The following is a 13,057-nucleotide window of genomic DNA, read 5'->3' as shown; positions in this document are numbered from 1 at the left end:
CACCCCGCGATGTCAACAAAGCCATTGTAACATAATCGCCACACCGGCGCAAGTCTCCGAACTGGAGCTGGGGATGGGAGTTGAACCCACAACCTCACGATTACAAATCGCGTGCTCTGCCGGTTGAGCTACCCCAGCCCGGGTGCAATAGTAATGCTAGCAAAAGCGGCCATCCGTGTCAAGGTGAGAAGTGGGAGGCGAGAGGTGGGATGTGAGAGGTGAGAGGTGGGAGGTGAGAAAATAAGTAGGAATTCGCCGAAGCGAATTCCTACCAGCCTCTCACTTCTCACTTCTCGCTTCTCGCTTCTCAGTTGACTGATCAGGCTTCGCGCCGTTCGAGATACTTTTCGAGCTTACGCTTCACGCGCTGCAGGGCGTTGTCGATGGACTTCACGTGCCGCTGCAGGTCCTCGGCGATCTCCTGGTAGGACTTGCCCTCCAGGTAGGACATCAGGACCTTCCACTCTAACGAACTAAGCAGCTCGCCGATTTTGCCCTCGATATCGTCGAACTCCTCGCGGCTGATCACTAACTCCTCCGGGTCGGTAACCTTGGAACCGGAGATGATGTCGAGAAGGGTACGGTCGGAATCCTCGTCATAAATAGGCTTGTTTAAAGAAATATAAGAGTTCAGGGGAATGTGCTTCTGGCGCGTCGCCGTCTTGATGGCGGTGATGATCTGCCGGGTGATGCAGAGTTCGGCGAAGGCCCGGAAGGAGGAAAGTTTGTCCAATCGAAAGTCGCGGATGGCCTTGTAAAGGCCGATCATCCCTTCCTGGATGATGTCCTCCCGGTCGGCGCCGATCAGGAAATAGGACCGAGCCTTGGCCCGGACAAAGTGCCTGTACTTGTTGATCAGGAACTCCAGGGCCTCCGTGTCGCCTTCCCGGGCAAATCCCACGATGTCTTCGTCGTTAAGAGCCTGGTAAGAAACTGCTTCGCGTTGAGCGTTGAGGCTCAATCTATCGCCTCCAGTTTCTGGGATCTCGCCGGGACGCTTACAATGCTAATTATACCGGGGGGTTTTTCACCCGTCAAGCGACAACCTGTCTGACTATTCACATTCCTTCCCCGGATTTGTTACGCCTCCGGACGTCTTCTCTGCCGGAGAACCTCGTACATCAGAAGGGCCGCCGCCACCGAGGCGTTCAGGGAATTGATCCGCCCGAGCATCGGCAGCCGTACCAGCAGGTCGCACTCCTCGCGGACCACCCGGCCCAGGCCGGCCGCCTCCCCGCCGATCACCAGGGCGAGCGGTCCTGCCAGGTCGGCGTCCCAGAACAGGGTGGAAGCGGCGGCGTCCGCCCCGACGATCCAGAGGCCCTGGTCCTTGAACCAGCGCAGGGTACGGGCGATATTCGTCACCCGCGCCACCGGCACGTAAGCCGCCGCCCCGGCCGCGGCCTTGGCCACCGTGCCGGTGAGGGCGGCCGCCCGCCGCACCGGGATGACCACCCCGTCCACGTTGGCCGCCTCGGCGGTGCGCAGGATGGCCCCGAGGTTATGCGGGTCCTGGATTTCGTTGGCGACGAGGATAAAGGGCTTTTCCCGGCCGAGCAAGAGGTCTTCGACATCGACGTAGGCCTGTTCTGCCGGATAGGCCGCCACGCCCTGGTGCGCCTGCCCGCCCGTGAGGCGATCCAGGAAGGCGCGTTCCACGGACTGCACCGGCACCCCCTGTTCCCGGGCCAGCGTGACCAACTCCTGATACACCCGGGGGGTTATCCCCCGCGCCAGCAGCAGCCGGTTCAGCGGCCGCCCGCCCCGCAGGGCCTCGCGCACCGGGTTGCGCCCGAAGATCAGGTCGCCCTTGTCTTCCACTGCCGTTCACTTCCTGTCCCGGAGATAGTCATCAGTACCCGTCCAGACCCGTCCGGGCCGGGATTAACCCCCCTGCGCTCCGGTGCTCCCGCTTAGACCGTTCTACAATTACTTTCCCCGGCCATTTGTTTTCCGTTTCGGTTCCTGGCCGGCAGGGCCAGGACCGCCAGCGCGGATAGCAACAGCCCCGCCCCGGCCCAGTGGGTCGGCAGCAGCCGCTCCCCCACCAGCCCCACCGCCAGCAGGGTGGCCACAAGCGGCTCCAGCAGCGTCCCAATGGCGGCCGCCGTGGCCGTCGCCCGCCGCAGCCCGATGCTGTAAAGGACGTAGGCCAGGGCCGTCGGACCGAAGCCGAGGTAGAGGAGGAGCGCCCAGCCGGGAAGGGGCAGGCCCTGCGGCCAGGAGGCGAAGGGGAGAAGCAATACGGCCCCGATGCCAAACCCCAGGCCCATGACCGCCACCGGGGGCAGGCCGCCGACCAGGCCCTTGCTTATGACAACGTAGCTTGAGTAGGACAGGGCGGCCACCAGGGCCAGACCATGCCCCAGGGCGTAGGCCGGGTCCAGGGCGGCGCCGGCCTCCGCCAGGCCCACCACGAGCGCCGCCCCGGGGATGCTCAGGAGCAAGGCGAGGAGTACCCGCCCCGTCAGACGCTCCCCGAGAAACAGGCGGGCCAGCAGGGCCACCAGGACCGGCCCCGTGCAGATGGCCAGCAGGGTGGCGGTGGAGATCCGGCTGCGGATGACGGCTTCAAAGAAGGAAAGCTGGTACCCCGCGACCGCGGCGCCGAAAAGCACAAAGAGCCGGACGTTCCGCCGCAGCGTCCGGCCCAGCTCGCCCCCGCGCCGACCCGTCGTCCACCAGGCCGCGAGGAGGAGCATCGGCGCACCGAAGAGCAGGCGCCAGACCCCGACGGTCATCGGGTCCAGGCCGTAGAATCGGTGCAGGTAGGTCGCCGTGGTGCCGGTGGTGCCGAAGAGCGCCGCCGCCAGGGCGATGAGGAGCAGTCCGAAAGCCATCTTGGTAAGGTACCATTACCTTCCTCTTACCAGATTACAATTACCAACTCTTATACTTCTCCCGGACCTCGCGCAGTCTCCCGCAGCCCAGGTCCCCCTCCGGGCAGGGGCCTCGCAGACAGGTCGGCCCGGCCTTGGCGAAGATCGTCGGCGCCGCCTGTTTCACCAGGCGCAGCATCTCGTCGGCCAGGGCGCGGATCTCCCACTGCGCCCGCTCGCAGCAGCGCAGGCTGAAAAAGTGTAGGAGTTCCCGGGCGTTCATAGTCATCACGAACTTCGTCTCGGCGGCGTTCGGCAGGACGAAGCGGGCGTCCTCATAGGCGCCCTTCCCCCCGCCCAGGGCCGCCACCCAGCCGTCATACCACTCCTGGATCTGCCGCATCTGCCGGTCGAACTCGGCCCGCGCCTTCTCGCCCAGGGCGGCGATCGCCGGGGGAACGATGTAGTCGAACACACCGTCCTCGTTCCGCTCAGCGGTCTCCCCGACATAGCGCTGGGACTGGACCGAGAAGCTCGCCAGGCGGTGGCGGGTAATCTGCGCCAGGAGGCTCCTGGAGACCCCCTCCACGGCGAAGGTGAAGGAGGCGTGCTCGATGGGCGTAACGTGGCCCATGGAAACCAGCTTGCCGATGAACTCCCCGGGCTCTCCGGCCGCCGCCGACTCGGCCAGCGCCGCGTTGGACAAAGCCGAATAGCATCGCCGCCCGGCGAGGGTGATTAAAGCGTCCGGGGATGGGGTGTGGGAAAGCAGGGTTACGGAAAGAGTTTTCGCGCCCATTTTATACCTTCTTCCAGCGTACGCCCTGCGGGGTGTCCTCGAGGGCGATGCCGATTTCCTTCAGTTCGTCGCGGAGGCGGTCGGCGAAAGCGAAGTCCTTCCCCCGGCGCGCCTCCTGCCGCAGGGCGATGAGTAACTCCAGGAGCGCCGGCGCCGGGCCTTCCGCGGCCGCGGCCTCGGCCCTCTTCTTCCAGCGCGCCCCCTGGGGCGTGTCCTCAACCGTGATCCCGGCCGCCGCGACCCCGTCGCGAATCCGGTCCGCCCGGGCGAAATCCCGGGCCCGGCGGGCCTCTTGCCGCAGCTCGAGCAGGATACCCATCAGGCCGGCGGTCAACTCTTCATCCTCGCCGGAGTCCGTCTCCTCCAGCACAATCCGCCCGTCCGCCTCCCTGAAGATGCCCAGGACACCGTTCAGGTCCTCGAACAGCCGCCGCGCGGCGCCAAGCGCCTCGCGGGCCGGGCGGTCCGACCGGTGGAGGTAGCCGTTGACCTCGCCGGCCAGGTCGAACATCACAGCGACGGCGACGGCGGTGTTGAAGTCGTCGTCCATCGCCTCCTCAAAACGGTGGCGCAGTTCTTCGACTCTTTCCATCAGGGCCCGCCCCGCTTCGTCCAGCTCGTCCCTGGCCCGCCCGGACTCGGCCTCGGCCAGCAGGGTCAGGCTGGTCTTCAGCCGGGACAGCCCCTTGACGCTGGCTTCGATCACCTCGGGGTTGAAGTCGAGCTGGTTCCGGTAATGGGTGGAGAGAAGGAACAAGCGCAGGGCCCCCGCCGGGTAAACCTTCACCAGGTCCCGCACCAGGGAGATGTTCCCCAGGGACTTGGACATCTTCTCCTCGCGGATGGTGATGAAGCCGTTGTGGACCCAGTAGCGGGCGAAGGGCCGCCCGGTGGCCCCCTCGGACTGGGCGATCTCGTTTTCGTGGTGGGGAAAGATCAGGTCGGCGCCCCCGCCGTGGATGTCAAAGGCTTCGCCCAGGTATTTCAGCGCCATGGCCGAACACTCGATGTGCCATCCCGGGCGCCCCGGACCCCACGGGCTGTCCCAGGCCGGCTCCCCGGGCTTGGCGCCCTTCCAGAGGGCGAAATCCAGGGGGTCGCGCTTCCTGGGGTCGACCTCCACCCGCGCGCCGGAGCGCAGATCGTCGACGTCGCGCCCGGAGAGCTTGCCGTACGCCGGGAACTCCCGGACGGCGAAATAGACGTCCCCGCCGCCGGCGGCGTAGGCCAGGCCGCGGTCGACCAGGTGCCGGATGAGGACGATGATTTCCGGGATGTGTTCCGAAACCTTCGGGTGGACATCGGCGCGCCGGACGTGCAGGGCATCGGCGTCGCGGTAGTACTCCTCGACGTACCTGGCCGCCAGCCGGACCGGGTCCTCGCCCTCTTCCCGGGCGCGGTTAATGATCTTGTCGTCGATATCGGTAAAGTTCTGGATGAAAGTGACCTTGAAGCCCTTGTACAGGAAGTAGCGCCGGATGGTGTCGAAGACCACCAGCGCCCGGGCGTTGCCCAGGTGGATGTAGTTGTACGTGGTCGGGCCGCAGACGTACATCCCCACGCGCCCGGGATCGCGCGGCTCAAACCGCTCCTTGCGCCTGGTGAGGGTGTTGAAGATCTCCAAGGCCGTCCCCCTTTCCGCCCTGAAGCCGGGTCTCCAGCTTACGGACCTGCTCCTCCAGCCGCTCGATCTGCTGCTGCATTTCCTTCAGGCACTCGGCCACCGGGTCCGGCATCAGGTCGTGCCGCAGGTCGATGGTCCCCACCCGCTTGCCGTCGATACGCACCACGCGTCCGGGAACGCCGACGACGGTGCTGTTCGGCGGCACGGGCTTTAACACGACTGAGCCGGCGCCGATCTTGGAGTTCTCCCCGACCTCGAAGGAGCCCAGGATCTTCGCCCCGGCGCTGATGACCACATTGTCCCGGATCGTCGGGTGGCGCTTCCCTTTTTCTTTGCCCGTCCCGCCCAGGGTTACCCCCTGGTAGAGCGTGACGTTGTCGCCGATCTCCGTCGTCTCCCCGATGACCACGCCGCTGCCGTGGTCGATGAACAGCCCCCGTCCGATCTTCGCCCCCGGGTGAACCTCGATTCCCGTCATGAAGCGGGAGAAGTGGGAAATCAGGCGCGCGATGGTAAACAGGCGCCAGCGGTAAAACCGGTGGGCGATGCGGTGCAGGATGATGGCGTGCAGGCCGGGGTAACAGAGCAGGACCTCCAAAAGGTTCTTGGCCGCCGGGTCACGCTCGAAGACCGCCCGGATGTCACGGCGGATCTCTCCCAGCACCTCTCCTCACCCCCGGAACAAAGCGTCGTGTTGCATCTGCCTTACTCAGCGAACACAAGTATTATATCATGCCGTCCCTGCCGTCCAAGACAGAGCCCGCAAGACGCTTTCCCAGGCCTGTTCCGGCCCGCCCCCCGTTCATTCATTTTCGCCACCAAATTTATATCTTTAATCTATATCCGCCTGTGCTACACTGTGGCTATGAACAGAATACCATATCCGTCCCAACTAACCTGGGTGCAGCTGAACGCCAACCGGCGGGTGTCCCCTGAACCTGAACGCCGCGGACAACGTTGGATGTGGACCATTTACCGGGAAACCGCCCGCAAGGCCGTGGTCGAGGGATACTTTTTCACCGGCTGCGGTGAAGACCCGGGCTTGCCGCCGCAGGTCACGGAAACCCTCGTCCGGGTCTACTCCCATCGCCACCGAGTGTCTTATAAGGAACTACTCCTACAACTGGCCCCGGCCTCGGTGAATACGGGTACGGCACCGGACCTGCTTATCGACAAACTGACGGATGGAGGGTGGCTGACCCTCTGGCAGCGTTTGAACCCCGACGGGGTCACGGTGCGCGAGATACTGATCGGCCCCGGTGCCCTGCTGCAAAAAGCACTGGAGGCGAGGGACGCCTCCCGTCGGAGAGAACTGAAACAGTGGTGGGACAAGCAGTCAGCGTTATACCGAAAAATATCTGAGCAAGCCGGCCGAAACGCCGAAGATCCGGGCTCTCCCGTAGGGGCACTGCTACGTTTTGTGGACGATCAACTGTCCGCCGTGGAACAGGCCCTGGCGGGGGCACCCCCGCCGCGGATCACCATCAGCGGCACAACCTGCCGCTTCGGCACCGCCAATACCGGAGCGAAATACGCACGGGCCGTGGAGTTCTGCCTGGCCCTCGCCCGGTCGATGTGCACACATCCCGAGGGCTTTGACTGGAAGGAAATTGGTGCCGCGGCAGGGCATATCGGGGCTTCGAAGTATTTCGACGGTCACAAAGAGGCGTTGATCACACTGGCGGAGGAAATCACCGGGGCGGGGCCGGATGACTGGGGACTCCTTTCTTCGGGCCGCCTTTACAGCATCTACCTTGCCGGTCCTGCCATACATCACCTGAACCCCGGAACCCGTCCCCAGCTTTATGCGCTGACTAACGTCCAGGCCGCGGAAATGACATCCTTATGCACGGAGCGGATCAGGACGGTGTTGGTCACCGAAAACCGTGCCGTCCTGCTGAAGATGTATAAGTCGGGCTGGCTTGAAGAACGAAGGGATTTCCTGGTGGTGGGGATCGACGGTCAGGTGCGCCGGGGACACCGGCGTTTCCTGACAATGCTCGCCGGAACGGGGATCGCCTTTTACGCCTGGATGGACACCGACCCGGCGGGGGCCGTCATCGCCGCTCACCTGAATGAGATCATCCCGGCCTGCCGGTTTGTTCTCCCGATCGGCAACCCGCCCGACACGCTTCACGTCCTGTCCTATGACGCCTGGCGGGCCCAATTGGACAACCGCTGCGGAACCGGGCAGGAACAGGAGGCCTTCCTCGGCGATCCCGCCCTGTGGAACACCTTGTTCCGCTGAATTATTCCTCCTCTGTGCCGCGCACCTGGACATACTCCGCACGGGTGACATCGTAAACCTCACTCACCGTCCGGTTGGGAACGGCAGTCGGGTTGGCCACTACGCACAAAAACTTGCCGAACCGGTCAAGGTAACGGTCCCCGTGTACCTTCGGCGAGACGATGATCAGCTTGCGGCCGAGGACGCTCCGGTAGAGGTCGAAGATCTCGTGTTTGCGTTCCTCATCCAGGGCGCTGTCGAACTCATCCAGAACGTAAAAAGGCGGCCGGCTGGTGATGTCGGCCAGCAAAGCCAGGGCGAAAACCAGGGATGTCGCCGCCCGCTCCCCGCCCGAGATGCCCTCCCCCACGATGTGTCCCGACTCCGGAGAAATCTTTTCCGGCCGGTGCCCCGCTTGGGTGGCCACGTGGAGTTCCCAGCGGTACTGGGGATTGGCGGCCTCGGGATCGGGCGGGATGGACCGCACCTCCCCCTGCATTCCGAGGCGGCGCATAAAATCTCCGAAGTACCGGTTGGTCCGCTGCCAACGGTCATAGACACGCTTGTCCAGCAGGTCGCGCTGCTCCTCTTCCCGTCGTTTGAGCTGGTTAAAACGCTGCTCCGATTCACGCAGTTCTTTGCTCGCCTGTTCAAATTCATAGGCGTAGGCCTCGTACGTTGCCCGGGCCTCTTCATCAACCTGGCGGGCCTCGGCGTCTTCGAGCCGTTCCCGTCCTTCCTTGTTCTTGCGCTCCAGAAAGGCGCGGTTGCCGCCCGCTTCCCCGAAATCCGGCAACATCCACCGGCCGGACGACTCCAGGCCGGCGATGATCTCCGCATAACGGGAGCGCATCCCGGTCAGTTGTCCCTCCCGTTCCTCGGCCTCCAAAGCCAGGCTCTCGGCCCCGTCCTGCAGTTCACTCATCCTGGTGGTCAAGTCTTCGCATTCCCGGGCGAGGGAGGCGAACTCCGTCTTTCGTTCCGCCAGTTCGTCGTCGACACCCGCCAGGTCCGCTCCCAACCGTTCCCTCTCCAGCTGCAGAGCGGACAGTTCGCGACGCTCATCCCTGTCCTCTTCTTCCAGGCGGGCGATCTCCTGCTCAAGGTGATTACACCGCTCGACCTCACCGGCCACCTGGTCATGCTCGGCGTATACCGCCAGCTCCCCGTCCACCTGCCTGGCGGCGTTCTCACACAGGGTAAGCCGGCGGCCTTTCTCCGCCCGTTCCTCTTCCAGAGCCGTGATACGGGCAGTCAGCTCTTTTTCCCGGGATGTCAGCTCCGCCAGGCGCTGCTCCGCAACCGCCAGGTCCTTATCCGCCTGCGGCAGACGGCGATCCACCTCGCCCCTTCGGCGCAGAGCTTCCTCATGGCGGCGGCAGTCCGCATCCAATTGTGCAAGCCGCCCCACGGCGGCATTATGATTCCGTTCGGCCTCTTCCAGGGCGGCCCGCACCGTGCGCCGGGCGATTTCCAGCGCCTCGGCGCCCACAGCGTCGGTGCCGTCCACCGGACCGCGCAGACCATAGTTGTCCAACAGGAGGCCCCGCCACAGCTTCATCCGTCCCCGCATCTCCGGGTGCTCATCGCCGGTCACCAGTTCCACCTGCGCCAACCAACGCCGGATCCCCTGGATAAAGGTCTCCGGGTAGCGCCCGGCGACCTCTTCCACCATACGCACCAGGCTGAAAACGGCGGGCACCCGTTCCCCCATCCCGAACCAGCCGGGACGGGACACCTCATCCACCGGCACCACATAGAAACCGCGTTCCGCGTCCAGATGCTCCAGCAGATGCGCCACAAAAACGGTGTGTTTCAGAGGACCCAGGACGCGCTCCACCTTCGCCCGGTCGGCATCCCCGCGGACTTCGCACAGTTCGCCGAAGGATACGGCGGGGATGCCCGCGCTCCGGTATACCGCCAGGAGCTTCTCCTGTTCGGGCAGCAACAAGCTCTGCCGTTCATCCAACCGTTGCTTCTCCCGCTCCAGCTCCCCCACCTCGTCCGCCAACCGGCGTTCCTCCACGAGGACGGCATCCCGCTGGGCGTTCAAACCCGTCAGTTCCTGTTGCAGCATAGCGTACGGAGGCAAAGCAGCGTCATCCCGGCGCAGCCCTTCCAACTCCACGGCCAACCGCCGCCGCTCTTCTTCGGTCTGACCGGCACTGCGTAAAACGGCATCCCGTTCCTTGGTCACCCCGTCCAGCGTCTGACGGTGGTCCTCGATCTCTTCCTTAAGGCGGGCAACGGCCTCCGCCAGCCGGCCCTTCTCCTCCGTGAGTTCCTCGCGGCTGCGGTGAATGTAGCGCATTTTCTCCCGCACGGCGGCAATTTTACTCTCCAGTTCGTCCTTCTCAACCCGCCGGGCCTGGATCTGCTGCGCGCGCTCATTGCTCCGGCCGCTCAAACGGTCGATGTCCTCCCGCACCGCGGCACGCCTCTTTTTCAGTTCCTCTTCGCGCCGGGTCAACCGCTGCACGGCGCGGTCCGCCTCGTCCCGCCGCTCGGCCGTCAGGGCCAGTTGCTCCTTAACGGCCGCCAGGCGTTCCCGCTTGGCCCTCTCTTCACCCCGGGCGATGTTTATCAGACCCGTCAGGGTCGCTTCCACGAGCAGCAGGCCTTCACAGCGTATCCGGTCCCGCTGTTCCAGCTCATTCTTGCTCTGCTCCAGGGCCTGCAGGCGCATCTTCTTGCGCAGCGCCACCGTCTTGGCCCGCTCAAAGTCGTCCTCCGCTTCGGCCATCTCACGCCGCGCCGCGGCCCACTCCCGCTCCAGCCGATCCAGGCCGAACATCTGCGCCACCCGCTTAAAACGGTCCTGATCGGAAATGTTGGCGAACTCGGCGATGGAACCCTGGTACCAAAACATAAAATACCCGTCGGCATCAATGTCGAAGACACGCTTGTAGTACTCGCGCGCCTCGGACCGGCTGCTGAAAGGTGACCGCAAAGCTTTCAGCTTGTCCGGCGTCTCACCCCCGCGCAGGCTGAAGGTGGTGTGAAAACGCTCGGCTCCGGCGGGCGAACTCACGTGGACCACCAGTTCCACGTACTCCGGAGCATCCTTCTGCTCACTGCCCGGAGGGTTGTGGAAGAGCACCGCAACCTCGGCATCCCAGGCATCGGCCTTGCGATGCCGCGTCTTCGAGCGCAGGCCGTCCACGGCGATGCGTGCGCTCCCCAGCGCAAAGGACAGGGCGTAAACCAGCGTCGACTTCCCGGCGCCGTTCTTCCCGCCCAGCAACACGTCGTCGTCCTTGGCGCCCAAATCAAGCCGCCGCGGGGCAAAGTCGCGGATCCCATGCAGGCGGATGCTGACAGGATACATGGCTCACCTCAAAACAGCTGCAGCGTTTCCGACACCGGTTCCCGTTTCCGTTCCTGCTGCCGGTCGAGGGCGAAGAAGGCCGCGACCTGCTCCAGCGAAACCTCTCCCCCTTGGCTCTCACTGAGCACCCTGCCCAGGTACACCGGAGGGAAGACATTCCGCCCGGCGGCCGTCAGGCGGTACACCCGGCGGGACTCCTCATCATCAGCGTTCTCCGCATTATCGAGCCGCAGGAAACCGCACTTAACCAGATGATCCAGGGCCGCCAGCAGCCTCCGCTCGGCATACAGCGAGGAACGCTGAAAGTGACTGTGCAGTTCATCGAACGAGATCTTACCCGTGCGCGAGGTCATACCGACGTAAAAGCAAAACAGGAGCAGCGCCAACTGCCGTTCGTCCAGCATCTCCTGCACCCACTGCCCATTGGCCCGCGTCATTGCCAGACAGCGGTCGGACGGCTCGTCATAGACGAGTTTCAGGGCATGGCCGAGCACCTGGTTCGCCTTGCGGATAAAGAAATAAAACTCACCGTCCTGGCGCACCCTGAGCAGGCGCATGACCCGCTGCTTGGTCACCCCGGTGAAGCTCTTGCTGGACATGAGGATCTCGGACAGCGCCTGCTGCTCACGCCTGGACAGCGCGATGAATTCCACGCCCTTACCTTCCTCCGGCCCGCTCATTTCGTTCCCCCTTCCAGATGTTTCCCCAGCTTGGCCGTCCCCTTCACATAACGGACGCCGCCCTCCGGGTAACCCACCTTCCAGCGGTATTCCCGGGCCGCTTCGCCGGCGTCACTCGGAGCGTGTTCAAAGGTAAAGGCCTCTGCCTCGGTGATGAGGTAGGCCAGGGCAGAAAGCCAGCGCAGCGCGTCACTCCAGTTCTCCCCCAGGTCATTGATCAAGGCGGCCACCGACCGGCCGGGATGGCGGGCAATGGCCTCCACCAAAGGTTTGGTATCCACGCTCAGCTCCCGGGCGATCGAGGTGCTGGCGCCGACAATCTCGGCCAGTTCAGCAGCGGTAACCCGGCGCGCCTCGTCGTAGACCGGGGGTGGGACATCATCCCGGGCGGCCGGCGCTTCCCACCTGTCGATCCAGTCTTGTAAACAGGCTGCGCCGGCGGTGACGTCCTGCTCATGCAACAGAGGGGGCAGGTGGAAGGGCAGCCACAGCGAGCCTGCGTCCCCGGCCAGTTCCTCGCCGAAGGCCCCTTCGTTCAAGTACTGCAGGATCCGCAGGGGACCCAGGGCCATACCGCGCAGTTCGCCCCCAAACGCATCCACCAGGTACTGCCGCCACCGGTCACAGTCAACGCGCAGCACCGCCCGTCCAACCTGCACCTGCGAGGTGTACGCATTCTCACCCAACAAGGCGGACAGTTCCTGGAGCACACGGTAAAAAAGCAGGCTGCTGCGCCGGCGCTGCTCCTCGCCCCGCCGGTCGACGATCTCCCCCGGCGGGGGCATCCGCGCTTCGAGTTCCCGTTCCAGCATCTGTACCAGCGCGATCACGGCCTCATACCGCTCCACCGCCCTGCGGTCCTGCACGTACTTCTCGCGCATATAGCGCAGGTCGTTCACCGCGTTCTCCAGGTTGTGCATCACGCTGGCCACGGTATCATGCACACCGATGCCCATATCCTCATAAGCACGAGCCAACTGCAGGTCGCGCTCGGCCTGGTAAATATCGCGCAGCGCAGGGCTGCGACGGTAATAGAACAGACTGTCGTTGGCGATGCGGAAGAGTTGGCCGACCATGCGCCGGCCCGGGGTGGTAAACTTGAGGGGCGGGTTGGCGGCCGTCGTAATCCAGTTGTTGCGCCGTCCCAGACGCACCAACCGGGGGATGTCAATCGACGGCTTCTCTCCATAGGCACGTTGAAACCGGTAGGCAAGCTCATCCTCGCCCTGCACCGCTTCCTCTTCATAAAAAGTGCTGCGCCGGATCAACTCAAAGGTGCGCAAAGTATCAAAGACATACCGCGGTTCACTCCAGAACCTTTCCGAGGCCATATCCCGGAGAACCCCGGCCAGCATGACCAAATCCTTCAGGGCGTCGACCGTTTCAGGCGCCTCGCCGTCCTGCAGGATGTCGAACCGCTCCACGTCACCCGGATCGGCCTCGTCCACCGGCGCGTCACCACCGCCGTTACCGCGGGGAGCTACGCCGCGACTCGCATCCTTCTGCTCTTCCACTCCTCCGGGCTCCTTATGAAAACATTTGTCCCGTTATTCTGTCTTAAGACGACAATTCCTTCCCCA

The 13,057-nt window shown here is 64.2% G+C and carries 10 protein-coding genes and 1 tRNA gene; 1 reads left to right on the top strand and 10 read right to left on the bottom strand.

Annotated elements, in window-relative coordinates; genetic code table 11:
- Window positions 1-62: 62 nt before the first annotated feature.
- The 7 genes from QMC81_08785 to cysE all read right to left on the bottom strand — a co-directional run bounded on the left by QMC81_08785 (window position 63) and on the right by cysE (window position 5,906).
- Window positions 63-138, bottom strand: a tRNA-Thr gene (locus QMC81_08785).
- Window positions 139-319: 181 nt separating this feature from the next.
- A complete protein-coding gene (sigH, locus tag QMC81_08780; GenBank protein MDI6907564.1) occupies window positions 320-961 on the bottom strand; it encodes an RNA polymerase sporulation sigma factor SigH in 642 nt (213 codons plus the stop codon).
- 119 nt (window positions 962-1,080) lie between these two features.
- Entirely contained in the window at window positions 1,081-1,821 is a 741-nt protein-coding gene (rlmB, locus tag QMC81_08775; GenBank protein MDI6907563.1) for a 23S rRNA (guanosine(2251)-2'-O)-methyltransferase RlmB, read from the bottom strand.
- A gap of 92 nt (window positions 1,822-1,913) precedes the next feature.
- Window positions 1,914-2,840, bottom strand: a complete 927-nt coding sequence (locus QMC81_08770; protein ID MDI6907562.1) for an EamA family transporter — start codon at window positions 2,838-2,840, stop codon at window positions 1,914-1,916.
- A gap of 40 nt (window positions 2,841-2,880) precedes the next feature.
- Window positions 2,881-3,618, bottom strand: coding sequence for an FAD-dependent thymidylate synthase (thyX, locus tag QMC81_08765; GenBank protein ID MDI6907561.1), 738 nt, complete (start codon window positions 3,616-3,618; stop codon window positions 2,881-2,883).
- Window position 3,619: 1 nt separating this feature from the next.
- Complete coding sequence (gene cysS / locus QMC81_08760; protein ID MDI6907560.1) at window positions 3,620-5,242, bottom strand: cysteine--tRNA ligase; 1,623 nt, start codon at window positions 5,240-5,242, stop codon at window positions 3,620-3,622.
- Entirely contained in the window at window positions 5,199-5,906 is a 708-nt protein-coding gene (cysE, locus tag QMC81_08755; protein MDI6907559.1) for a serine O-acetyltransferase, read from the bottom strand. Before cysE ends, cysS begins: the two co-directional genes overlap by 44 nt.
- A gap of 297 nt (window positions 5,907-6,203) precedes the next feature.
- On the opposite strand from cysE, the gene QMC81_08750 reads away from it, so the two are divergent.
- Window positions 6,204-7,490: a DUF2399 domain-containing protein gene (locus tag QMC81_08750; protein MDI6907558.1), complete on the top strand. Its 1,287-nt coding sequence runs from the start codon at window positions 6,204-6,206 to the stop codon at window positions 7,488-7,490.
- A gap of 1 nt (window position 7,491) precedes the next feature.
- Here QMC81_08750 and QMC81_08745 read toward each other — a convergent pair whose 3' ends face one another.
- Genes QMC81_08745 through QMC81_08735 form a run of 3 tightly spaced genes read right to left on the bottom strand, consistent with a single transcriptional unit; the run spans window position 7,492 to window position 12,991 of the window.
- Entirely contained in the window at window positions 7,492-10,797 is a 3,306-nt protein-coding gene (locus QMC81_08745; protein ID MDI6907557.1) for an AAA family ATPase, read from the bottom strand.
- 8 nt (window positions 10,798-10,805) lie between these two features.
- Window positions 10,806-11,477, bottom strand: a complete 672-nt coding sequence (locus QMC81_08740) for a hypothetical protein (protein MDI6907556.1) — start codon at window positions 11,475-11,477, stop codon at window positions 10,806-10,808.
- Window positions 11,474-12,991: a hypothetical protein gene (locus QMC81_08735; GenBank protein MDI6907555.1), complete on the bottom strand. Its 1,518-nt coding sequence runs from the start codon at window positions 12,989-12,991 to the stop codon at window positions 11,474-11,476. The genes QMC81_08740 and QMC81_08735 overlap by 4 nt, the downstream gene beginning before the upstream one ends.
- Window positions 12,992-13,057 lie beyond the last annotated feature (66 nt).

Source organism: Thermoanaerobacterales bacterium, from assembly GCA_030019475.1.
Classification (GTDB): domain Bacteria; phylum Bacillota; class Desulfotomaculia; order Desulfotomaculales; family JASEER01; genus JASEER01.
The sequence above is the reverse complement of the archived record's forward strand: the minus strand, read 5'-3'. Positions and strand labels throughout refer to the sequence as shown.

Excerpts from the sequence above, each read along its gene's own strand:
- QMC81_08770 (MDI6907562.1), bottom strand. The coding sequence starts at position 2,840 with ATGGCTTTCGGACTGCTCCTCATCGCCCTGGCGGCGGCGCTCTTCGGC.
- thyX (MDI6907561.1), bottom strand. The coding sequence starts at position 3,618 with ATGGGCGCGAAAACTCTTTCCGTAACCCTGCTTTCCCACACCCCATCC.
- QMC81_08745 (MDI6907557.1), bottom strand. The coding sequence starts at position 10,797 with ATGTATCCTGTCAGCATCCGCCTGCATGGGATCCGCGACTTTGCCCCG.
- QMC81_08750 (MDI6907558.1), top strand. The coding sequence starts at position 6,204 with ATGTGGACCATTTACCGGGAAACCGCCCGCAAGGCCGTGGTCGAGGGA.
- QMC81_08740 (MDI6907556.1), bottom strand. The coding sequence starts at position 11,477 with ATGAGCGGGCCGGAGGAAGGTAAGGGCGTGGAATTCATCGCGCTGTCC.